Raw genomic sequence first — 21,364 nt, forward strand, 5'->3', positions numbered from 1 at the left:
CAGGGGCTGCAAACGGGCCGCGCAGAGCGGTCAGGCTTCGGCCGGGGCCGAGGTGCGGATCAGGTGGTCGAACGCACCCAGCGCGGCAGTGGCGCCCTGGCCGACGGCGATCACGATCTGCTTGTACGGCACCGTGGTCACGTCGCCCGCGGCATACACGCCCGGCACCGAGGTCTGGCCATGCGAGTTGACGATGATCTCGCCGCGCGGCGACAGCTCCACGCCGCTGCCCTTGAGCCACGCGGTGTTGGGCACCAGGCCGATCTGCACGAACACGCCGGCGATGTCGATGCTGTGCAGCTCGTTCGTCTTGCGGTCCTTGTAGGCCAGGCCCACCACCTTGCTGCCGTCGCCCTTGACCTCGGTGGTCTGCGCGTTCACCAGCACCCGCACGTTGGGCAGGCTGTGCAGCTTGCGCTGCAGCACCGCGTCGGCGCGCAGCTGGCTGTCGAACTCCAGCAGCGTGACGTGGTCCACCACGCCGGCCAGGTCGATGGCGGCTTCCACGCCGGAGTTGCCGCCGCCGATCACCGCCACCTTCTTGCCCTTGAACAGCGGGCCGTCGCAGTGCGGGCAGTAGGTCACGCCCTTGGTGCGGTACTCGGCTTCGCCGGGCACGTTCATGTCGCGCCAGCGGGCGCCGGTGGCCAGGATCACGCTCTTGCTCTTCAGCGTGGCGCCGCTGGCCAGCGTGACTTCCACCATGCCGCCGTCGGCGCGCAGGGCTTCGGCACGCTGCATGTTCATGATGTCCACGTCGTAGGTCTTGACGTGCTCTTCCAGCGCCACGGCGAACTTCGGGCCGTCGGTCTCCTTGATCGACACGTAGTTCTCGATGGCCATGGTGTCCAGCACCTGGCCACCGAAGCGCTCGGCCGCCACGCCGGTGCGGATGCCCTTGCGCGCCGCATAGATGGCCGCCGCCGCGCCGGCCGGGCCGCCACCGACGATCAGCACGTCGTAGGGCGCCTTGGCGCTGAGCTTGGCCGCGTCACGGGCGGTGGCGCCGGTGTCGATCTTGGCCAGGATCTCTTCCAGGCCCATGCGGCCCTGGCCGAACGGCTGCCCGTTCAGGAACATCGACGGCACGGCCATGATCTGGCGGTCTTCCACTTCCTTCTGGAAGAAGCCACCGTCGATGGCCACGTGCTTGATGCGCGGGTTCAGCACCGCCATCAGGTTCAGCGCCTGCACCACGTCCGGGCAGTTGTGGCAGGTCAGGCTCATCCAGGTCTCGAAGACCAGGTCCTGCTCGGGCTCCAGCGCCTTGATCTGCTCGATCAGGTCGGCTTCCACCTTGGGCGGATAACCACCGGCCTGCAGCAGCGCCAGCACCAGCGAGGTGAACTCATGGCCCATCGGCAGCGCGGCGAAGCGCACGCCCATGTCGGCGCCCTGGCGGGTGATCTGGAAGGACGGGCGGCGGGCGTCGCTGCCGTCGGTGCGCAGCGTGATCTTGTCGGACAGGCCGACGATCTCGCTCAGCAGCTCACGCACCTGCTGCGATTCGGCGCGATCGTCCAGCGAGGCGATCAGCTCGATCGGCTGCTGCAGGCGTTCGAGGTAGCCCTTGAGTTGGGCCTGGAGGTTGGCGTCCAGCATGGCGGCTCCTTGGAAGGTGGGATGTGAAATTCGGAGGGCGAGTCGGCCCAGACCCGGTTGAACACGCCCACATCACAGCCGCGGGACGTCTTCAACAGGGCCCGGAGGGGACCGGCGCCGGCGGCCTGGGCCGGCCGGCGCCTTGAGCTTGTGCGACCGGCGCAGGGCCGGCCGTCAGCCGCTTCATCGAATCAAGGTCAGATCTTGCCGACCAGGTCCAGCGACGGGGTCAGGGTGGCGGCGCCTTCGTTCCACTTGGCGGGGCACACCTGGCCCGGGTGGGCGGCGGTGTACTGGGCAGCCTTGAGCTTGCGCAGCGTTTCCTTCACGTCACGGGCAATCTCGTTCGAGTGCACTTCCATCGTCTTGATGATGCCCTCGGGGTTGATCACGAAGGTGCCGCGCAGCGCCAGGCCTTCTTCAGGGATGTGCACGCCGAAGGCGTTGGTCAGGGCATGCGTCGGGTCGCCGACCAGCGGGAACTTGGCCTTGCCGACGGCGGGCGAGGTCTCGTGCCACACCTTGTGCGAGAAGTGGGTGTCGGTGGTCACGATGTAGACCTCCGTACCAGCCTTCTGGAACTCGGCGTAGTTGTCGGCCGCGTCCTCGATTTCCGTCGGGCAGTTGAAGGTGAAGGCTGCCGGCATGAAGATCAGCACCGACCACTTGCCCTTCAGGCTCTCTTCGGTCACTTCGATGAACTTGCCGTTGTGGAACGCCTGGGTCTTGAACGGTTGGACTTGGGTGTTGATCAAAGACATGTGTGTTCCTCTGTAGGGTTGGTTGTAGGCCGGGTTTCACTTTAGGCGCTTTGGGGCATCGCGTGGATTCATTGAGTCAATGTGACTGATTGACTTTGGCTAACGCCACGCGCAGGCAGAATCGTCGGCACACCGCAACGGAGGCTGCAGATGTCGTACTTGCTCCTGATCCGTGAACCCCTGGGCCAGCGCGTCGAGCGCGGCGAGGCCGCCGGCCGCCAGCTCTATGACCGCATGCTGGGCTTCGCGGCCGAACTGCAGTCGCGCGGCGTGCTGCTGGCCGCCGAATCACTGGCCGACATGGGCCCGAATGCCGCCCGCATCCAGGTGCGGGAAGGCCGGCGCACGGTGATCGACGGCCCCTTCACCGAAACCAAGGAAATGGTGGGCGGCATCTTCCTGATCGACGTGGCCACCCGCGAGGAGGCGCTGGCCATCGCCGCCGAATGCCCGGCCGCGCAGTGGTGCACCGTGGAAGTGCGCCAGACCGCGCCCTGCTGGGACCGCAGCGCCGCGGGCTGAGCGACGCCGCCAGGCTGTCGAAAAGCGCCGGGGACGTTCGTCGTGGTTCCAGGCGCACATGGCGCCGAGGAGCGACAGATGCGATTCATGATCATCGTGCGGGCCACGCCCGAAACCGAGGCGGAAGGCAACCCGTTGCCGGAAGACGAGACCGTGCTGCCCGCCATGCTGGCCTACCACGACGAACTGGCCAAGGCCGGCGTCCTGCTGGACGCCAACGGCCTCAAGCCCAGCCGGCATGGCTGGCGCATCCGATATGGCAGCGGGCAGCGGCAGGTGATCGACGGCCCGTTCGCGGAGACCAAGGAGCTGATCGCCGGCTACACGCTGATCCAGGTGCGCACGCGCGAGGAGGCGATGGAGTGGGCACGCCGCTTCCCTGCGCCGCTAGGCGAGCGGGTGCCCGCCGAGATCGAGGTGCGCGAGCTCTACGAGGCCAGCGACTTCCCGCCGCCCGCCGCCGCCTGACCGCCCATCCATCACCGGAGCCCCCCATGCACAAGCAAATCTTCGTCAACCTGCCCATCCGCGACATGCAGCGCTCGCGCGCCTTCTTCGAGGCGATGGGCTATGCCTTCAATCCCCAGTTCAGCAATGACCAGGGCGCCTGCCTGGTGCTGGGCGAGAACCTGCATGCCATGCTGCTGGTGCACGACTTCTTCAAGGGCTTCACCGCCAAGCCGATCGCCGACGCGCGCGAGGTGTCGGAAGTGCTGGTCTGCATGTCCTGCGACAGCCGCGAGCAGGTGGATGCGCTGGTGGCCAAGGCAGTGGCGGCCGGCGGCACCACGCCCCGCGCACCGCAGGACCACGGCTTCATGTATGCCCACGGCTTCGAGGACCTGGACGGCCACATCTGGGAGCTGGTGGCCATGACCGGTGAGATGCCACCGGCGGCCGCCTGATGGCCATGGCGGCCGGCGCGTCCGCGACCCACCGCGCGATCGAGACCGTCTGGCGGATCGAGTCGGCCCGCATCATCGCCGCCGTCGCGCGCATGGTGCGCGACGTGGGCCTGGCGGAGGAGCTGGCACAGGACGCGCTGATCGCCGCGCTGGAGCACTGGCCGCAGGACGGCTTGCCCGACAACCCCGGAGCCTGGCTCATGGCCACCGCCAAGCACCGCGCGCTCGACCGCCTGCGCCAGCAGGCGATGCAGCACCGCAAGCACGAGGAACTGGGCGCCGACGCCGACGCGCTCGGCACGCATGTGGTGCCCGACTTCGTGGATGCGCTGGATGCCGCCCGGCAGGACGACATCGGCGACGACCTGCTGCGGCTGATCTTCACCGCCTGCCATCCGGTGCTGAACACCGAGGCGCGCGTGGCCCTCACGCTCAAGCTGCTGGGCGGCCTCAGCACGGCCGAGATCGCCCGCGCCTACCTGGTGCCGGAGCCCACGGTGGCGCAGCGCATCGTGCGGGCCAAGCGCGCCCTCACCGCGGCCAAGGTGCCGTTCGAGGTGCCGCCGGCCGAGGCCCGCACCCAGCGCCTGGACTCGGTGCTGGACGTCATCTACCTCATCTACAACGAAGGTTATGCAGCCACCGCCGGGGACGACTGGATGCGCCCCGCGCTGTGCGACGAGGCGCTGCGCCTGGGACGCGTGCTGGCCGCGCTGATGCCGGCCGAGCCGGAGGTGCAGGGCCTGGTGGCGTTGATGGAACTGCAACATGCCCGTGCGCCGGCCCGCGTCGATGCGCAAGGCGCCGCGGTGCTGTTGGCCGACCAGGACCGCAGCCGCTGGAATCACCTGCTGATCCGCCGCGGCCTGGCTGCGCTGCGCCAGGCGCAGGTTCTGGCCGAGGCCGGGCCCGGCTGGGGGCCGTACGCGCTGCAGGCCGCCATCGCCGCCTGCCATGCCCGCGCCGCCCGGGCCCAGGACACCGACTGGACGCAGATCGTGCAGTTGTACGACGCGCTGATGGCAGCCGCGCCCTCACCGGTGGTGGCCCTCAACCGCGCCGTGGCGGTGGGCATGGCGCAAGGGCCGCAGGCGGCATGGCCGCTGGTGCAGGCGCTCGCGGCCGAGGCCTCGCTGGCGCGCTACCCGTGGCTGTTCAGCGTGCAGGGCGACCTGCTGGCGCGTCTCGGCCGGGGCGCCGAGGCCGCCGCCGCCTTCCGGCATGCCGCCGGCCTGACGCACAACATGCGCGACCAGGCAGTACTCCGGGCCCGCGCCGAGGCGCTGGACAACGGCAAGCCGCAGCGCCACTGACGCCGGGAGGGCTGTTACGCGCACACACCCGAAAGGGTGAGGCCGGGCCTGTATATTCGTACAGTGGACCTGCAAAGCAAACTCGCCATCCTGGCCGACGCGGCCAAGTACGACGCCTCGTGCGCCTCCAGCGGCACCGACAAGCGCAACTCCGTCGGCGGGCGCGGCATCGGCTCCACCGAAGGCATGGGCATCTGCCACAGCTATGCACCCGACGGGCGCTGCATCTCGCTGCTGAAGATCCTGCTCACCAACCACTGCCAGTACGACTGCCTCTACTGCGTCAACCGCAGCTCGAGCAACGTGCCGCGGGCGCGCTTCCGTACGGAGGAGGTGGTGCAGCTCACGCTCGACTTCTACCGCCGCAACTGCATCGAGGGCCTGTTCCTCAGCAGCGGCATCATCAAGAGCCCGGACTTCACGATGGAGCAGGTGGTGGAGGTGGCCCGCTCGCTGCGCGAGGACCACGATTTCCGCGGCTACATCCACCTCAAGACCATCCCCGACGCCAGCGAAGAACTCCTGGCCCGTGCCGGCCGCTATGCCGACCGCCTGAGCATCAACATCGAGATGCCCACCACCGAAGGCCTGCAGGCGCTGGCGCCCGAGAAGGACGACCGGGCGATCAAGCGCTCCATGGCGCGGCTGCGGCTCCACATCGACGACGGCAAGGAGGCGGCCAAGCCGGTGCCCATCCGGGTGCTGCCTGGGGCGCGGCCGCGGCCGGCCAAGGCGCCGCGCTTCGCGCCGGCCGGCCAGAGCACGCAGATGATCGTGGGCGCCGACGCGTCCGACGATCGCCACATCCTGGCCACCAGCGCCCAGCTCTACGGCAGCTACCGGCTGCGGCGGGTGTACTACTCGGCCTTCAGCCCGATACCGGATGCGTCGCGCTCGCTGCCGCTGCAGGCGCCGCCGCTGATGCGAGAGCATCGCCTTTACCAGGCCGACTGGCTGATGCGCTTCTACGGTTTTGCGCACGACGAGATCGTGCCCGGCGGCCAGGGCCTGCTGCGGCTGGACGTGGACCCCAAGCTGGCCTGGGCCCTGGCGCACCGCGATCGTTTTCCGGTCGACCTGAACCGTGCGCCGCGCGAGCTGTTGCTGCGGGTGCCGGGCCTGGGCGTCAAGGCCATCGACCGGCTGCTGCAGTCGCGCCGGGTGCGCCGGCTGCGTGCCGACGACCTGCCGAGGCTGCACGTGCCGCTCAAGAAGGTGCTGCCCTTCGTGGTGGTCGACGGCCACAACCCGGCTGACCGCGCAGTGCCGGTGCCCGTGCCGGCGGTGGCGCCGGCCGCACCGGTGCAGGCCTCCTTGTTCGGCTGAGGCGCATGCAGGCGGTGCTGCTGGCCGGTCCGGCCGACGTGGACGGCTTCCGCCGGGAGGCGCGGCGGCTGCTGCAGGCCCAGGTGCCGCCGGCGGCGGTACGCTGGCAGGTGGCCGGCGCCGCCCCCACGGCTGAAACCGCCGGCCTGTGGGCCGACGAGCCTGAGTCCGCTGCCACTTCGTCCCTGGATGCCGCCCCGGCCGGCGCGTCCGCCGTTCGGGTGCCTGCGGCCTTCGTGGAGTTGTGCGGCCAGGTGCTGCTGCACTCCGATCCGGGCCGCTTTGCACTCATGTACCGGCTGCTGTGGCGCCTGGTGCACGAGCCCGCGCTGCGCCATGACCCGCTGGATCCGGACCGCCTGCAGGCTGCCGAGCTGGCGGCCGCCGTGCGGCGCGACATCCACAAGATGCGCGCCTTCGTGCGCTTCCGCCCGGTGGGCGACGACCGCCACGTGGCGTGGTTCGAGCCCGACCACCACATCGTGGAGGCCAACGCGCCGTTCTTCATGCGCCGCTTCGCCCAGATGCGCTGGGCGATCCTCACGCCGCGCCGTTGCGTCGAGTGGGACGGCAACGCGCTGCACTTCCAGCCCGGCGCCGACCGCAGCAGCGCGCCGCAGGCCGACGCTGGCGAGCGGCTGTGGCTCACCTACTACGAGCACATCTTCAATCCCGCGCGCCTGAAGATCGCCATGATGGAGCGCGAGATGCCGCGCCGCTACTGGCCCAACCTGCCGGAAGCCGCATTGATTGCGCCGCTGGCCGCGGCCGCCGCCGCACGCACCGGGCAGATGATCGAGGCACCGGCCACACCGCCCCGCAGCATGCGCGCCATCCAGCTGCACCGCGAGGCGCCCGCACCGGCCGGGCGACCCCCCGCCACGCTGGACGAGTTGCGGGCGGCCACCAACGCCTGCAACGCCTGCCCCATCGGCGCGCTGGCCACCCAGGCGGTGTGCGGAGAGGGGCCGGCGGGCGCCAGCCACATGCTGGTGGGCGAGCAGCCGGGCGACCAGGAAGACCTGGCCGGCCGCCCCTTCGTCGGCCCGGCCGGCCAGCTGCTGGACCGCGCGCTGGCCGAACTGGGCTGGCTACGCGGCGAGGTGTACCTCGCCAATGCCGTCAAGCACTTCAAGTACGAGTTGCGGGGCAAGCGCCGCCTGCACAAGACCGCAGGCCAGCGCGAGGCGCAGGCCTGCGCCCAGTGGCTCACGCATGAGATCGAGCTGGTGCAGCCGCGGGTGCTGGTGGCCCTGGGCGCCACCGCCGCGCGCACGCTGCTGGGCCGCCAGGTGGCGGTCACGCGGGAGCGCGGGCGCTGGCTGCATGAGCGTGCCGACGGACGTCCGGTCTTCGTCACCTGGCATCCCTCGGCGCTGCTGCGGCTGCCTGATGGCGAGCGCCAGGCCGCCTATGGCGCCTGGCTGGACGACCTGGCCGCCTGCAGAAGTGCTGAAACTGTGTAAAAGGTGGCGTGCGAGCCACCCCCATTCGAGTGGTTCCGCCCCTTGAAGGGGATGGCCGCGACACCCCTTTGCGCATTAGTGCGCAGAGGGAAAATGCACGCTTCCTACCCCCCCAGGCCGTCAGTATTTCGGTCAAGCCCTTGTAGTAAATTGTGTGAGGCCTAGGATGCCTGCACTCAGCGGGTCCTCCGGGGCCGCACCGGGCGCCTTCGCCCGCTGCACGCCCGGCCTGCATGGCCCGGCGCCCACACAAGACAGCACACAAGGGGCTCTGCGTTGCGAACTTCTTCCATCTTCCAAGGGCGCGCCTTCTGGATCTCGTCCTTCTTGGCCGTGGCCGCCGCACTGCTGGGCGGCTGCGCCTCCACCGCGCATCCACCGGCCCCGCTCGAGGCGCAGACGCAGGACTACTCGTATGTCATCGGCGCCGGCGATTCGCTGAACATCATCGTCTCGCGCAATCCGGAGCTGTCCATGCAGGTGCCGGTGCGGCCGGACGGCAAGATCAGCGCGCCGCTGGTGGACGAGCTGCCCGCGCAGGGCAAGACCTCGGTGCAGCTGGCCCGCGAGATTGAAAAGCAGCTCGAGAAGTACATCCGCGACCCGGTCGTCACCGTGGTGGTCACCGGTTTCGTCGGCCCGTACAGCGAGCAGGTGCGCGTGGTGGGTGAAGCCACCCGGCCGCAGTTCCTGGCCTACAAGCAGAAGATGACGCTGCTGGACGTGATGATCGCCGTCGGCGGCCTGACGGATTTCGCCGCCGGCAACCGCGCCACCATCCTGCGCAGCGCCGAGGGCAACAAGCAGTACACGGTGCGCCTGAAGGACCTCATCAAGGACGGCGACATCTCCGCCAACGTCGAGATGCGTCCGGGCGACATCCTCATCATTCCGCAGAGCTTCTTCTGACGCACGCCTTGAAGCTCTGGCGAGCAGGAAACAGCGATGTATGAACTGATTGAGCAGATCACCAACATCGCCCGCGGTATGTACAAGTACCGCTGGCAGGGTGTGCTGGTGGCGTGGATCGTGGCGATCGCCGGCGTCATCGCCGTGCTGCGCATCCCCGATCAGTACGAGGCCAGCGCGCGCATCTTCGTGGACACCCAGTCCATCCTGAAGCCGCTGATGTCCGGCCTGGCGGTGCAGCCCGACGTGAACCAGCAGGTGACGATGCTCAGCCGCACGCTGATCAGCCGGCCCAACATCGAGAAGCTGGTGCGCATGGCCGACCTCGACCTGGAGAACGGCAGCCGCACCGAGCAGGACGCGATGGTCGACCACCTGATGAAGACGCTGCAGATCAAGAGCGCCGATCGCGACAACCTGTACCTGCTGTCCTTCCGCGATTCCGACCCCGAGAAGGCCAAGCGCGCCATCCAGTCGCTGGTGTCCATCTTCGTGGAGTCGAGCCTGGGCGCCAGCCGCAAGGACACCGACAGCGCCAAGGTGTTCATCAACGAGCAGATCAAGAGCTACCAGCAGAAGCTGGAGGAGGCCGAGGCGCGGCTGAAGGACTTCCGCCTGCGCAACATCGACATCCAGTTCGCCGACGGCAAGGATTCCGCCAGCCGCCTGGGTGAACTGATGGCGCAGCTGGAATCGGCCAAGCTGCAGCTGCGCGAGGCCGAGAACTCACGCGATGCGGCCCGCGCCGCGCTGGCCAGCGAAAGCTCGACGGGCATGAACGCCACCTCCCAGAGCCTGCTGGAGGAATCGACCGTCGGCGTGGCCACGCCCGAGATCGACGCCCGCCTGGAAGCGCAGAAGCGCCACCTGGACGCGCTGCTGCAGCGCTTCACCGAGCAGCATCCGGAAGTGATCAGCACCCGCCGGCTGGTCAAGGAACTGGAGAGCCAGAAGGCCGCAGAGGCGGCGCGCCTGCGCAAGCGCTCGCTGGCGATGCCGGCCATCGGCAACGGCAACACGACCAGCCTGGCCACCCAGGAAATGAGCCGCGTGCTGGCCAATGCCGAGGTGCAGATCGCCGGCCTGCGGGCCCGCGTGGCGGAGTACGAAGCCCGCTACAACGACGCGCACTCCAAGATCCGCCTGGCGCCCAAGATCGAGGCCGAGGCTGCGCAGCTCAACCGGGACTACGCCATCCACAGGAAGAACTACGAAGACCTGGTGTCGCGCCGCGAGGCCGCCACCATGTCCGGCGACCTGGACACCGCCTCCGGCATGGCCGATTTCCGGCTGATCGAGCCGCCGCGGGTCTCGCCCAAGCCGGTGTCGCCCAACCGCCTGCTGCTGCTGCCGCTCGCGCTGCTGGTGGCCATTGGCGCGGGCCTGTTCATCGCCTTCGGAGCCAGCCAGCTGCGGCCGGTGTTCCATCGGGCGTCCGAACTGCGCAACCGTCTCGACCTGCCCCTGCTCGGCGTCGTCTCGCTCATCCAGAGCGACACCGACCGCCGCCGTGAGCGTGCGGACCTGTTGCGCTTCTCCGCCGCCAGCGCCAGCCTGGTGGCCTTCTTCCTGGTGGGCATGGTGGTCATGTCGATGATGGCGAGCCGATGAGCATGAATGGCAGTTTGATCGAACAGGCCGCCCAGCGGCTCGCCCAGCTGCGCCAGGCCGGCGTGGAGATACCGCAGCTGGACCGGGCCCCCGCCGCCGTGGGCGCCATGACGCCCGCACAGCCGACCGTGCCTGCCGTGCCGGTGGCCGACGCCGAGCCGGCCGCCCCGCGCCCGGCCTCGCGCAAGATCGACCTCGACCTGGAGGCGCTGGCCGCGCAGGGCATCGTCACGCCCAACGCGCCGCGCTCCACCGTGTCGGACCAATACCGGGTGATCAAGCGCCCGCTGATCCGCAATGCGGTCGGCAAGGGCGTGTCCACCATCACGCACGGCAACCTCATCATGGTCACCAGTGCGCTGGCCGGCGAGGGCAAGAGCTTCACCTCCATCAACCTGGCGATGAGCATCGCCAACGAGCTGGACCACACGGTGATGCTGGTGGACGCCGACGTGGCGCGGCCTTCGCTGCCGCGCATGCTGGGCATTCCCCAAGGCCCCGGCCTGCTGGACCTGCTCAAGCAGACGGCCGAGATGCAGGACGTGCTGCTGCGCACCAACGTCGAGAAGCTCACCATCCTGCCCAGCGGCTCGCCGCACCCGCGGGCCACTGAACTGCTGGCCAGTGACGCGATGCGGCAGCTGCTGGACGACATCGCCACGCGCTACCCCGACCGCATCATCATCTTCGACTCGCCGCCGCTGCTGCTCACGACGGAATCGCGCGTGCTGGCCACCAACATGGGCCAGGTCGTGGTGGTGGTGCATGCCGACAAGACGCTGCAGACCGACGTGGAGCATGCGCTGTCCACCATCGACAACTGCCCGGTGCGCATGCTGCTGCTGAACCAGGCCCGCACGGCCACCACCGACGGCTACTCGTCGGGTTATGGCTACGGATATGGCTACGGCTATGGCTACGGCCATGGTTACGGGCCGGGCGAAGACAAGGCGGCCGAAGCCGCTGCCGAGCCCTCCAGGACCGCGGCGTGACGGTGGGCTTGCCATTGCGGCCTGCGCTGGGAGTCGTTGCGCTCGCTATCACCACGCTGGCTTGCGGCCCTGCCGCCCGGGCGCAGGAAGCCGCCCAGCAGGGCGAGGGCGGCCGGGCCTGGCGCTTCACGCCTTCGCTCAGCGTGCAGCAGACCTTCACCGACAACTACCGCATCCAGCCCGACCGCGAGAGCGATGCGGTGACGCAGGCCACCGTGGGCATGCGGCTGGTGGGCGCCGGCACGCGGCTGCGGGGCGACCTGGACCTGTCGCTCACCGGGCTGGCGTATGCGCGCCACTCGGAAGAAAACAACATCCAGCGCTACCTGCGCGGCAACGGCTCGGTGGAACTGCTCGAGGACCGGGCCTTCGTCGAGGTGAACGGTTCCGTCACGCAGCAGCAGATCTCGGCCTTCGGCCCCGCCACCGACAACCCGGCGCTGGCCAACGACAACCGCACGCAGGTCACCAACCTCACCATCTCCCCGTTCATCCGCGGGCCGCTGGGCGGTTCGGTGCAGTACGAGGCGCGCTACACCTACGGCCTGACGCGCAGCAGCCAGTTCGGCGCCGCCGACTCCAGCACCTCGGGCCTGCTGCTGTCGCTGCAGGGTGGGGACCGGCAGCGCACGCTGTCGTGGTCGTTGGCGGCCAACAGCCAGGTGTCCGACTTCTCCGAAGGCGAGGAGTCGGAGTCCGACTCGCTGCGCGGCACGCTCAGCTATCCGGTGCTGCCGTCGGTGGTGCTCACCGGCATCGGCGGCGTGGAGCGCTCCGACCTGCAGAGCGCCACGAAGGAGCGGCACAGCATCTCGGGCCTGCAGCTGGAATGGGTGCCGAGCGAGCGCACCAACCTGTCGGCGCGTTTCGAGCGTCGCTACTTCGGCGACTCGCATGCGGTGAACTTCTCGTTCCGCACGCCGCGCACGGTGTGGACCTTCAGCGATACGCGGGACATCAATCTGCTGGGGGGCGGCACGGGCAACACGGGCCTGGGCTCGGTGTACGACGTGCTGTTCCTGCAGTTCGCGTCGGTGGAGCCCGACCTGCAGCGGCGCGACCTGCTTGTGCGCAGCCTCATCACGCAACTCAACCTGAATCCGAACGCCACGGTGATCCCCGGCTTCCTCAGCGCCTCGCCCACCCTGCAGCGGCGGCAGTCGCTCTCACTGGCGTTGGTGGGAAAGCGCTCGAACCTGCTGCTGCAGGCTTCGCAAAGCAACACGCAGCGGGTAAACAACGTCGCCAGCGGCATCAGCGATGACCTCTCGCGTGCCGACAACGTGCGCCAGCGCGGCTTCGACGTCACCTTCAGCCACAAGCTGACACCCATCGCTTCGGTCAGCACCTCGGTGAGCTGGCAGCGCTCGCGCGGCGATATCAATGCGCAGAGCAGCGCGCTGAAGACCGTGTCCACCGGCTACAACACGCAGATTGGCTACCGCACCTCGCTCAACGTCGGTGCGCGCTACACCCAGTCCACCGGCTCCGTGCAGCCCTATACCGAGCGCGCCGTCTACGGCAGCGTCGGATTCAGTTTCTGACCATGTACGAAGCCTTCTATGGGCTGAGCAACAAGCCCTTCCAGCTCAACCCCGACCCGAGTTTCTACTTCGACAGCAAGCAGCATCGTCGCGCCAAGGCCTACCTCGAGTACGGCGTGATGCGCAACGAGGGCTTCATCGTCATCACCGGCGAGGTGGGCGCGGGCAAGACCACCATCCTGCGCGGCCTGCTCGACAGCCTGAACCGCAGCGACGTGGTGGTAGGCCAGCTCGTGACCACGCAGCTGGACGCCGAGGACACGCTGCGCATGGTGGGCGCCGCCTTTGGCTTCCAGGTCAAGGGCGTCACCAAGTCGGAGCTGCTGATCACGCTGGAGGCCTTCCTCATCGGCCAGGCCAGCCAGGGCAAGCGCTGCCTGCTGGTGGTGGACGAGGCGCAGAACCTGTCGCCGCGTGCGGTGGAAGAGCTGCGCATGCTGTCCAACTACCAGCTGGGCACGCAGGCGCTGCTGCAGAGCTTCCTGGTCGGCCAGCCCGAGTTCCGCGAGATCCTGCAGCGGCCCGAGATGGAGCAGTTCCGCCAGCGCGTGGCGGCCACCTGTCACATCGGCCCGCTGGACCTGGAAGACACCCAGCACTACATCGAGCACCGGCTGAAGTGCGCCGGCGCCAGCGGCAAGCCCGAGTTCGAGGCGGACGCCTTCCAGGCCATCTTCAACGCCAGCCAGGGCATTCCGCGCCGCATCAATGCGGTGTGCGACCGGCTGCTGCTGCTGGGCTACCTGAACAACAAGACGCTGCTGACCGTGGCCGACGTGGACGAGGTGGTGAAGGAGTTCGCCCGCGAAGGCGGCTCTTCCGGCTCCATGCCCACGCCGGTGGCCGCCGGTGGCCGCGGCCTGGAGCCGGTGGGCTCGATGGGCGACGTGGACATCGATCCTTCCAAGCTGGCGCTCAGCCCAGAGGTGGCCGATGGCATCTCGCGCCAGCTCGACAGCCTCGCCGCCCAGCAGCACGGCGACCGCTTGCAGCGTCTGGAACGCAGCCTGCTGCGGCTGGAGCGCATCAACCTCGAGACGCTGTCGCTGATGCAGCGGCTGGTGGGCGCGCTCAAGCCCAGCGCCGACGGCAGCGAGCGCTGAGCGCGCCCGGGGAGTACGCCATGCCATCCAACGCCATTACCAATGCGCTGACCATCGACGTGGAGGACTACTTCCAGGTCTCCGCCTTCGCGCCCTACATCCGCCGCAGCGAGTGGGACGCGCGTGAATGCCGCGTGGAGGCCAACGTCGACCGCATCCTGGCGATGCTGGACCGGCGCGGCACCCGGGCCACCTTCTTCACGCTGGGCTGGGTGGCCGAGCGCTATCCCGCGCTGGTGCGGCGCATCGTCGCGCAGGGCCACGAGCTGGCCAGCCACGGCTATGGCCACGAGCGGGCCAGCGACCTGACGCCCGAGGCGTTCAGCCAGGACATCCGCAGTGCCAAGGCCATCCTGGAAGACCTGTCGGGCCAGCCGGTGCAGGGCTACCGCGCACCCAGCTTTTCCATCGGCGAGCGCAACCTCTGGGCCTTCGATTGCCTGGCCGAGGCCGGCTACCGCTACAGCTCCAGCGTGTACCCCATCCAGCACGACCACTACGGCATGCCGGACGCGCCGCGCTTCGCGCACGAGGTGCGGCCGGGGCTGCTGGAGATCCCGGTCACCACGCTGCGCATGATGAACCGCAACCTGCCTTCCAGCGGCGGCGGCTACTTCCGGCTGCTGCCCTATGCGCTGTCACGCTGGATGCTGAAGCAGGTCAACAGCGGCGACGGCGCCTCGGCCATCTTCTACTTCCATCCGTGGGAGATCGACGCCGGCCAGCCGCGGGTGGCGGGCATCGATGCGAAGACGCGCTTTCGCCACTACGTGAACATCGGCCGCATGGAACGCCGGCTCGAGCAGCTGCTCGCCGACTTCCGCTGGGGCCGCATGGACGAGATCTTCCTGGGCCGGCCGGCCCACTGACCACCATGCTCAAGATCCGTCGGCTCGGCCCGCGCGATGCGGCAGCCGCCTCGCGCTGGGACGCCTTCGTGCAGGCCTGTCCGCAGGCCACGTTCTTCCACCGCGCCGGCTGGCAGACGCTGCTGCGCGAGGTGTTCCACCACCAGACCTTCTTCCTGTGGGCGGAGGATGCGCACGGCATCCGCGGCGTGCTGCCGTTGGCGCATGTGCACAGCGTGATGTTCGGCCAGTCGCTGGTGAGCCTGCCCTTCGCCGTGTACGGCGGCGTGGCGGCGCTGGACGACGAGGCCGCGCACGCGCTGGAGCATGAGGCGCAGCAACTGGCCCGCCGGCTGGGCGTGGAGCACCTGGAGATGCGCAACGTGCAGCGCCGCCACGCCGACTGGCCGCTGCAGGACCTGTACGTCACCTTCCGCAAGGAGATCCTGCCCGACGAGGAAGCCAACATGCTGGCCATCCCGCGCAAGCAGCGGGCGATGGTGCGCAAGGGCATCAAGAACGGGCTGCAGGCCACGATCGATCCGGGCATCGAGCGCTTCTTCGCGCTGTATGCCAGCAACGTGCACCGACACGGCACGCCGGCCATGCCCAAGCGCTACTTCCAGGCGCTGCTGGATACCTTCGGCCCCGACGCCAATGTGCTGACCGTCACCACGCCGGAAGGCCAGCCCATCAGCAGCGTGCTGAGCTTCTACTTCCGCGACGAGATCCTGCCCTATTACGCCGGCGACGACGAAGCCGCGCGTGATCTGGCCGGCAACGACTTCAAGTACTGGGCGCTGATGCAGCAGGCCTGCGCCCGCGGGCTGAAGGTTTTCGACTACGGCCGCAGCAAGCAGGGCACGGGCAGTTATGCGTTCAAGAAGAACTGGGGCTTCGAGCCCACGCCGCTTCACTACGAGCACCGCCTGTACAAGCGCGACGCGGTACCGCAGAACAACCCGAGCAACGCCAAGTACCAGTTGCTGATCAAGACCTGGCGGCGCATGCCCATCGGCCTAGCCAACCGCCTGGGCCCGCTGATCGTGCGCAACCTCGGCTGACAGCCCACGCAGCCATGGCCAACCTGCTGTACCTGGTGCACCGCCTGCCGTACCCGCCCAACAAGGGCGACAAGGTGCGCTCGTACCACGTGCTCAAGCACCTGCTGGCCGGGCACCGGGTGTTCCTGGGCACCTTTGTCGACGACCCCGACGACCAGCAGCACGTGCCCACGCTGCAGGCGCTGTGCGCCGACCTGTGCGCGGTGCCGCTGAACCCCACCACGGCCAAGCTGCGCAGCCTGGCGGCGCTGGCCGATGACCAGTCGCTCACGCTGCGTTACTACCGCAACACGCGTCTCGACGCCTGGGTGCGCGAGGTGTGCCGGCGCGAGGCCATCGATGCGGTGATCGTGTTCTCGTCGTCGATGGCACCGTACACCCGCCACGCGGCAGGCGTGCCGGTGCTGGTAGACCTGGTGGACGTCGATTCGGCCAAGTGGACCGAGTACGCGCTCAGCCGGCCGTGGCCGCTGTCGTGGCTGTACCGGCGCGAGGGTGAACGCCTGCTGGCCTATGAGCGGGAGATCGCGGCCACCGCCCACAGCACCTTCCTGGTCACCGAGAAGGAGGCCGACCTGTTCCGCCGCCTGGCGCCCGAGTGCGCCGCGCGTGTCCATGCAGCGGGCAACGGCGTGAACGCCGACTTCTTCTCGCCCGACGGGCAGTGGGCCTCGCCTTATGCGGCGGGCGAGCTGCCTGTGGTGTTCACCGGCGCAATGGACTACTGGCCCAACGTCGATGCGGTCGTGTGGTTTGCCACCGAAGCGCTGCCCGCGCTGCGCCAGCGCTGGCCTGCGCTGCGCTTCCATATCGTCGGCCGCAGCCCCACGCCTGCGGTGCAGGCGCTGGCCGGCGAGGGTGTGTCGGTCAGCGGCACTGTGCCCGACGTGCGACCGTACCTGCAACATGCGCTGGCAGTGGTCGCGCCGCTGCGGCTGGCCCGCGGCGTGCAGAACAAGGTGCTGGAAGCCATGGCCATGGCCCGGCCGGTGGTGTGCGCCGCGTCCTGCGCCGAGGCCATTGCCGCCCGGCACGACCAGGACCTGCTGGCGGCCGAACAGGCGGCCGACTACGTGGCCCAGCTCACCCGCCTGCTGGAAGCCCCGACGCTGGCACGGCAGCTGGGTGAAGCCGGCCGCCGCTTCGTGCTGACCCGCTACGCTTGGGCGGCCCAACTGGCGCCGCTGGACCGCCTGCTCTCCGAGGCGATGCAGGCCCGCGCGCCCGGCGCACGCGCCGAGGTGGTGGCCGCATGAGCGCCGTGCCCGCTGCTGTCGATTCGACGCCCGCCCAGCCCAGCGCGCCCGGGTGGCGCGAAGCCGGCACGGCCATGCTGGCCTACCTGCTGCTGGTGCTGCTGGCCTACCGCGGCACCGGGCTGGCGATGGTCGTCATCTGGGAGCGGTCGGCCACCTTCACCCATGCCTTCCTGGTGCCGCCCATCGTCGCCTGGCTGGTCTGGCGCCAGCGCGACGTGCTGCGCCTGCTCACGCCGCGCGCGGTGCCGGCCCTGGTGCCGGTGCTGGCGCTGCTGGCTGTCTCGTGGTGGCTGGGCGACCTGGCCGACGTCAATGCGGTGATGCAGCTGGCCTTCACCGCGCTGCTGGTGGCCGGCGTGCCGGCGCTGCTGGGATGGCAGGTCACGCGGGCGCTGATGTTCCCGCTGGCCTTCCTGTTCTTCGCGGTGCCGCTCGGTGAGTTCATGACGCCGGTGCTGATGCAGTACACCGCCGACTTCACGGTGGCCACGCTGCGGCTGTCGGGCATCCCGGTGTACCGGGAGGGGTTGCAGTTCGTCATCCCGTCGGGCCGCTGGTCGGTGGTGGAGGCCTGCAGCGGCATCCGCTACCTGATGGCGTCGTTCATGGTGGGCTCGCTGTTCGCTTACCTGAACTATCGCAGCCTGCGCCGGCGGCTCTTGTTCTGCCTGCTGTCGCTGGTGGTGCCGGTGCTGGCCAACTGGCTGCGCGCCTACCTCATCGTGCTGGTGGGGCACCTGTCCAACAACCAGATCGCCACTGGTGTCGATCACCTGGTGTATGGCTGGGTGTTCTTCGGCATCGTCATCACCGCGCTGTTTTTCATTGGTGCGCGCTGGTCGGAGCCCGATGCGCCGATGCCCGAGCGCATGCAGGCGCTCGGCCGCGGTGGGCGTGCATCGGCCGGCCGGCTGCTGGTGGTGGCGGTGAGCGCTGCCGCAGCGGTGAGCTGGCCCGCCTGGCTGCGCCCGGGCGACGGCCTGCCCGGCGCGCCCTTGGCGCTGGGCCTGCCTGCAGCCGCGACGCCCGACTGGCGCCCGGCCGACGAGCCGATTTCCGACTGGCGGCCCGCAGTGGTCGGCGCGCGCGCCGAGCAAAGCCGCACCTACACCGGCCCGGCAGGCCGCGTGGGCCTGCATGTAGCGTATTACCGCCAGCAGCAGGAAGACAGCAAGGCCGTCAGCTCGCTCAATGGGCTGCTGCGCGTGGGCGATACAGAGCGGCACGCCGTGCCGGTGGGCCCGGTGCAGGCGCCTGGCGCGGTGGGCGCCGCCGGCTGGCAGGCCACCGAACTGCGTGGCAGCAGCATCGCCACCGCCCTGCAGCGCCCGCCTTTGCTGGTGTGGCGCACCTACTGGATCGGTGGCCAGCTGGTGGGCAACGAAGTGCAGGCCAAGCTGCGACAGGCCTGGATGCGCGTGCGCGGCGAACCCGACGACGCCGCCATCGTGATGATCTACACCGAAGCCAGTCCGGATGGCCAGGCCGCCCAGCGACTGCAGGCGTTTGCCGCCGCCCACCAGGACACGCTGCTGCGCGCGCTGGACGATGCACGCCGCAGCCGCTGAAGCGGACGTTCCGGCCTGCCGATGACCGAGACGCCAGCGACCTCCGCCAGCCCTTCCAGCGACCAGCGGCCGCTGGTGATGCACCTGATCTACCGCTTCGACACCGGCGGGCTGGAGAACGGTGTCGTCAACCTCATCAACCACCTGCCGGCTTTTCGGCATGCGGTGGTGGCGGTGACGCAAATCACCGCATTCAAGGAGCGGGTGAAGGCACCCGGCACGCAGTTCATCGCGCTGGACAAACCGCCGGGCCAGGGCTGCTGGCTGTATCCACACGTCTACCGTCTGCTGCGCGAGATGCGCCCGGCCGTGCTGCACACCCGAAACCTCGGGGCGATGGAATTCCAGCTGCCCGCCTGGGCGGCCCGCGTGCCGCTGCGGGTGCACAGCGAGCATGGCTGGGATGTCAACGACCTTGGGGGCGTCAGCCGCACCAACCAGCGTCTGCGCCGCGTCTACGGGCTGGGTGTGCATCGTTTCGTGGCCTTGTCCAAGGCCATCGAGACCTACCTGACCGGGCCGGTCGGTTTCCCGCAGGATCGCGTGCTGCGCATCTGCAACGGCGTGGATACCACTCGCTTCGCCCCGTCGGCCGAAGTGCCGCAGGCCTGGCCCTATCGCCGCGGCGAGCACTTCGTCATCGGCGCGGTGGGCCGCATGCAGGCCGTCAAGGATCCGCTCAACCTCGTCGATGCCTTCCTGCGGCTGCGCGCGCTGTGCCCGGCCGACTGGCCGCGGTTGCGCCTGGCGATGCTCGGCGGCGGCCCGTTGCTGGCGCAGGCGCGTGAACGCCTGGCAAGCGCGGGCGTGGCCGACAAGGCCTGGTTGCCGGGCGACCGCAGTGACGTGGCCGCCTTGCTGCCGCAGTTCGACGTCTTCGCATTGCCGTCGCAGGAGGAGGGCATCAGCAACACGCTGCTGGAAGCGATGGCCTGCGGCTGTGCGCCTGTTGTCACCGAGGTGGGAGGCAACCCGGAGCTGGTCCGGGACGGTGCCAACGGGCTGCTGGTGCCGCCGTCCGACAGCGAGGCGCTGGCGCAGGGGCTGTCCCGGCTGGCGACCGATGCCGCCCTGCGGCAGCGGCTGGCCCGGGCTTCTTTGGCGCGCGCAAACCAGGAATTCAGCCTGCAGGGCATGGTCTCCGCTTACGCAGCGCTGTATGCCTCCGCCAGCAGGCCCGGCTGACTGCGGACCAGCCCGCAAACGGTTTCAGCCTAGCGGGTGGCAAACACCCAGCGGCGCGACACCCAGAAGTTGAAACCCATCGCCACGACAGACCCCACCGCCACACCAGCCAGCAGATGCAGCGGCCTGGTGCCCAGCACATGCACCACGGCCAGGTAACAGGCGATGTTGATGGCGGCGCCCGCACCTGTCAGCACGACGTAGCGCAGCCAGCTCGATGCGCTGACGGGCGCCTGGGTCCGGAAGGTGAACTGGCGGTTGAGCCACCAGCCTGCGGTGGCCGCGACGAGGAAGGCCAACACGCGCGCGGACGCCTCGCCCAGCTCGAGCTGGCGGTGGAACAACAGCGTCAGGCTGGCATCGAGCGCGAAGCCCACGCAGCCGACCATGCCGAACCGCACCAGTTGCGAGCGCAGCATCGTGGCCCGCAGCTGGCTCAAAGCTCCCATCGCGACATCTGCAGGTACAGCAGCCGCTTGATCTCCTGCCGCCCACGCGTGACCGTTTCCAGGATCACGCCGGCAATGAAGAACAGGAAGGCCAGGATCATGATGCCCGTCGACAGGATGGCCGTCGGAAAGCGCGGCACCAGGCCGGTCTCCAGGTACTCGAGGATGATGGGTGTGGCCAGCCCGGCAGACAGCAGCGCGAGCAAGGCGGCCAGCACCGAGAAGTAGGCCAGCGGCCGCTCGTGCCTGTAGAGCTGCAGGATCAGCCGCAGGATGCGCCAGCCGTCGCGGTAGGTCGACAGCTTGCTGGCCGAGCCGTCGGGCCGCGCGCCGTAGGGCGTGTCGATCTCGGTCACCGGCATGCGCAGTTCCAGCGCGTGCACGGTCAGTTCGGTCTCGGTCTCGAAGCCCTTGGACAGCGCCGGAAACGATTTCACGAAACGGCGCGAGAAGGCGCGGTAGCCCGACAGGATGTCCGTGAAGCTGCGCCCGAACAGCTTGGCGACTACGCCGGTCAGCATCGCATTGCCGAACACATGACCCGGCCGGTAGGCTTCGGTCTGCGTGTGCGTTCGGCAGCCCACGACCATGTCAAACCGCTCGGCCACCAGGGTGTGCACCATTTTCGGGCCGCTGGCGGCGTCGTATGTGGCGTCGCCGTCCACCAGCAGGTACACGTCGGCCTCGATGTCGGCAAACATGCGGCGCACCACGTTGCCCTTGCCCTGGCGGCGCTCGACCCGCACGGCCGCGCCGGCCTCGCGTGCCACTTCGGCGGTACGGTCGCTGGAGTTGTTGTCGTATACGTAGATGGCGGCCTGGGGCAGCGCGGCCTGGAAGTCCTTCACCACCTGGCCAATGGCGACCTCTTCGTTGTAGCAGGGGATCAGCACCGCCACGCGAGGCGTGGGGTCCAGGGTGTGGTGCATTTGATTGT

At 69.1% G+C, this 21,364-nt stretch carries 20 protein-coding genes; 16 read left to right on the plus strand and 4 right to left on the minus strand.

The window, feature by feature from the left end; all coding sequences use genetic code 11:
• Positions 1–30 precede the first annotated feature (30 nt).
• On the minus strand, positions 31–1,602 hold the full coding sequence (gene ahpF, locus VO99_RS11615; protein WP_046113019.1) for an alkyl hydroperoxide reductase subunit F: 1,572 nt from the start codon (positions 1,600–1,602) through the stop codon (positions 31–33).
• 197 nt (positions 1,603–1,799) lie between these two features.
• Positions 1,800–2,363, minus strand: a complete 564-nt coding sequence (gene ahpC, locus VO99_RS11620; RefSeq protein ID WP_046113020.1) for an alkyl hydroperoxide reductase subunit C — start codon at positions 2,361–2,363, stop codon at positions 1,800–1,802.
• 150 nt (positions 2,364–2,513) lie between these two features.
• Between ahpC and VO99_RS11625 the strand changes: the two genes are divergently transcribed.
• The 16 genes from VO99_RS11625 to VO99_RS11700 all read left to right on the plus strand — a co-directional run bounded on the left by VO99_RS11625 (position 2,514) and on the right by VO99_RS11700 (position 19,978).
• Positions 2,514–2,885, plus strand: coding sequence for a YciI family protein (locus tag VO99_RS11625; protein ID WP_046113021.1), 372 nt, complete (start codon positions 2,514–2,516; stop codon positions 2,883–2,885).
• Positions 2,886–2,963: 78 nt separating this feature from the next.
• Entirely contained in the window at positions 2,964–3,353 is a 390-nt protein-coding gene (locus VO99_RS11630; protein WP_046113022.1) for a YciI family protein, read from the plus strand.
• 26 nt (positions 3,354–3,379) lie between these two features.
• Positions 3,380–3,790, plus strand: coding sequence for a VOC family protein (locus tag VO99_RS11635; protein ID WP_046113023.1), 411 nt, complete (start codon positions 3,380–3,382; stop codon positions 3,788–3,790).
• A complete protein-coding gene (locus VO99_RS11640) occupies positions 3,790–5,103 on the plus strand; it encodes an RNA polymerase sigma factor (RefSeq protein ID WP_046113024.1) in 1,314 nt (437 codons plus the stop codon). The genes VO99_RS11635 and VO99_RS11640 overlap by 1 nt, the downstream gene beginning before the upstream one ends.
• A gap of 63 nt (positions 5,104–5,166) precedes the next feature.
• Positions 5,167–6,429 carry a putative DNA modification/repair radical SAM protein gene (locus tag VO99_RS11645; protein WP_046113025.1) on the plus strand — a complete coding sequence of 421 codons (1,263 nt, stop codon included), beginning with the start codon at positions 5,167–5,169 and terminating at the stop codon, positions 6,427–6,429.
• Between the two features lie 5 nt (positions 6,430–6,434).
• Positions 6,435–7,895 carry a UdgX family uracil-DNA binding protein gene (locus VO99_RS11650; protein WP_046113026.1) on the plus strand — a complete coding sequence of 487 codons (1,461 nt, stop codon included), beginning with the start codon at positions 6,435–6,437 and terminating at the stop codon, positions 7,893–7,895.
• A 327-nt stretch (positions 7,896–8,222) separates the two neighbouring features.
• Positions 8,223–8,804, plus strand: coding sequence for an XrtA/PEP-CTERM system exopolysaccharide export protein (locus VO99_RS11655; protein WP_046113027.1), 582 nt, complete (start codon positions 8,223–8,225; stop codon positions 8,802–8,804).
• 36 nt (positions 8,805–8,840) lie between these two features.
• A complete protein-coding gene (locus VO99_RS11660; RefSeq protein WP_046113028.1) occupies positions 8,841–10,415 on the plus strand; it encodes an XrtA system polysaccharide chain length determinant in 1,575 nt (524 codons plus the stop codon).
• Between the two features lie 2 nt (positions 10,416–10,417).
• Complete coding sequence (locus VO99_RS11665; protein ID WP_046113029.1) at positions 10,418–11,407, plus strand: XrtA-associated tyrosine autokinase; 990 nt, start codon at positions 10,418–10,420, stop codon at positions 11,405–11,407.
• Positions 11,404–12,951, plus strand: a complete 1,548-nt coding sequence (locus VO99_RS11670) for a TIGR03016 family PEP-CTERM system-associated outer membrane protein (RefSeq protein WP_198156929.1) — start codon at positions 11,404–11,406, stop codon at positions 12,949–12,951. The genes VO99_RS11665 and VO99_RS11670 overlap by 4 nt, the downstream gene beginning before the upstream one ends.
• Positions 12,952–12,953: 2 nt before the next feature.
• Positions 12,954–14,054, plus strand: coding sequence for an XrtA/PEP-CTERM system-associated ATPase (locus VO99_RS11675; RefSeq protein ID WP_046113031.1), 1,101 nt, complete (start codon positions 12,954–12,956; stop codon positions 14,052–14,054).
• A gap of 20 nt (positions 14,055–14,074) precedes the next feature.
• Positions 14,075–14,923 carry an XrtA system polysaccharide deacetylase gene (locus VO99_RS11680; protein ID WP_046113032.1) on the plus strand — a complete coding sequence of 283 codons (849 nt, stop codon included), beginning with the start codon at positions 14,075–14,077 and terminating at the stop codon, positions 14,921–14,923.
• 5 nt (positions 14,924–14,928) lie between these two features.
• A complete protein-coding gene (locus tag VO99_RS11685) occupies positions 14,929–15,966 on the plus strand; it encodes a FemAB family XrtA/PEP-CTERM system-associated protein (protein WP_046113033.1) in 1,038 nt (345 codons plus the stop codon).
• Positions 15,967–15,980: 14 nt separating this feature from the next.
• A complete protein-coding gene (locus VO99_RS11690) occupies positions 15,981–17,222 on the plus strand; it encodes a TIGR03087 family PEP-CTERM/XrtA system glycosyltransferase (protein WP_046113034.1) in 1,242 nt (413 codons plus the stop codon).
• Positions 17,219–18,793, plus strand: coding sequence for an exosortase A (xrtA, locus tag VO99_RS11695; RefSeq protein WP_046113035.1), 1,575 nt, complete (start codon positions 17,219–17,221; stop codon positions 18,791–18,793). Before VO99_RS11690 ends, xrtA begins: the two co-directional genes overlap by 4 nt.
• A gap of 21 nt (positions 18,794–18,814) precedes the next feature.
• Complete coding sequence (locus VO99_RS11700; protein WP_046113036.1) at positions 18,815–19,978, plus strand: TIGR03088 family PEP-CTERM/XrtA system glycosyltransferase; 1,164 nt, start codon at positions 18,815–18,817, stop codon at positions 19,976–19,978.
• A 29-nt stretch (positions 19,979–20,007) separates the two neighbouring features.
• Here VO99_RS11700 and VO99_RS11705 read toward each other — a convergent pair whose 3' ends face one another.
• The gene (locus VO99_RS11705; RefSeq protein WP_083440531.1) at positions 20,008–20,427 is read right to left on the minus strand and encodes a GtrA family protein; all 420 of its coding nucleotides are present in this window, start codon (positions 20,425–20,427) and stop codon (positions 20,008–20,010) included.
• Positions 20,415–21,356, minus strand: coding sequence for a glycosyltransferase (locus VO99_RS11710; RefSeq protein ID WP_046113037.1), 942 nt, complete (start codon positions 21,354–21,356; stop codon positions 20,415–20,417). The genes VO99_RS11705 and VO99_RS11710 overlap by 13 nt, the downstream gene beginning before the upstream one ends.
• Positions 21,357–21,364 lie beyond the last annotated feature (8 nt).

Source organism: Aquincola tertiaricarbonis, from assembly GCF_000969605.1.
Classification (GTDB): Bacteria; Pseudomonadota; Gammaproteobacteria; order Burkholderiales; family Burkholderiaceae_C; genus Aquincola; species Aquincola tertiaricarbonis.

Bases quoted from the DNA above. Each gene is read 5' to 3' on its own strand.
- ahpF (WP_046113019.1), bottom strand. From the start codon at position 1,602: ATGCTGGACGCCAACCTCCAGGCCCAACTCAAGGGCTACCTCGAACGC.
- ahpC (WP_046113020.1), bottom strand. From the start codon at position 2,363: ATGTCTTTGATCAACACCCAAGTCCAACCGTTCAAGACCCAGGCGTTC.
- VO99_RS11625 (WP_046113021.1), top strand. From the start codon at position 2,514: ATGTCGTACTTGCTCCTGATCCGTGAACCCCTGGGCCAGCGCGTCGAG.
- VO99_RS11630 (WP_046113022.1), top strand. From the start codon at position 2,964: ATGCGATTCATGATCATCGTGCGGGCCACGCCCGAAACCGAGGCGGAA.
- VO99_RS11635 (WP_046113023.1), top strand. From the start codon at position 3,380: ATGCACAAGCAAATCTTCGTCAACCTGCCCATCCGCGACATGCAGCGC.
- VO99_RS11640 (WP_046113024.1), top strand. From the start codon at position 3,790: ATGGCCATGGCGGCCGGCGCGTCCGCGACCCACCGCGCGATCGAGACC.
- VO99_RS11650 (WP_046113026.1), top strand. From the start codon at position 6,435: ATGCAGGCGGTGCTGCTGGCCGGTCCGGCCGACGTGGACGGCTTCCGC.
- VO99_RS11660 (WP_046113028.1), top strand. From the start codon at position 8,841: ATGTATGAACTGATTGAGCAGATCACCAACATCGCCCGCGGTATGTAC.
- VO99_RS11665 (WP_046113029.1), top strand. From the start codon at position 10,418: ATGAATGGCAGTTTGATCGAACAGGCCGCCCAGCGGCTCGCCCAGCTG.
- VO99_RS11675 (WP_046113031.1), top strand. From the start codon at position 12,954: ATGTACGAAGCCTTCTATGGGCTGAGCAACAAGCCCTTCCAGCTCAAC.
- VO99_RS11680 (WP_046113032.1), top strand. From the start codon at position 14,075: ATGCCATCCAACGCCATTACCAATGCGCTGACCATCGACGTGGAGGAC.
- VO99_RS11685 (WP_046113033.1), top strand. From the start codon at position 14,929: ATGCTCAAGATCCGTCGGCTCGGCCCGCGCGATGCGGCAGCCGCCTCG.
- VO99_RS11690 (WP_046113034.1), top strand. From the start codon at position 15,981: ATGGCCAACCTGCTGTACCTGGTGCACCGCCTGCCGTACCCGCCCAAC.
- xrtA (WP_046113035.1), top strand. From the start codon at position 17,219: ATGAGCGCCGTGCCCGCTGCTGTCGATTCGACGCCCGCCCAGCCCAGC.
- VO99_RS11700 (WP_046113036.1), top strand. From the start codon at position 18,815: ATGACCGAGACGCCAGCGACCTCCGCCAGCCCTTCCAGCGACCAGCGG.
- VO99_RS11705 (WP_083440531.1), bottom strand. From the start codon at position 20,427: ATGGGAGCTTTGAGCCAGCTGCGGGCCACGATGCTGCGCTCGCAACTG.
- VO99_RS11710 (WP_046113037.1), bottom strand. From the start codon at position 21,356: ATGCACCACACCCTGGACCCCACGCCTCGCGTGGCGGTGCTGATCCCC.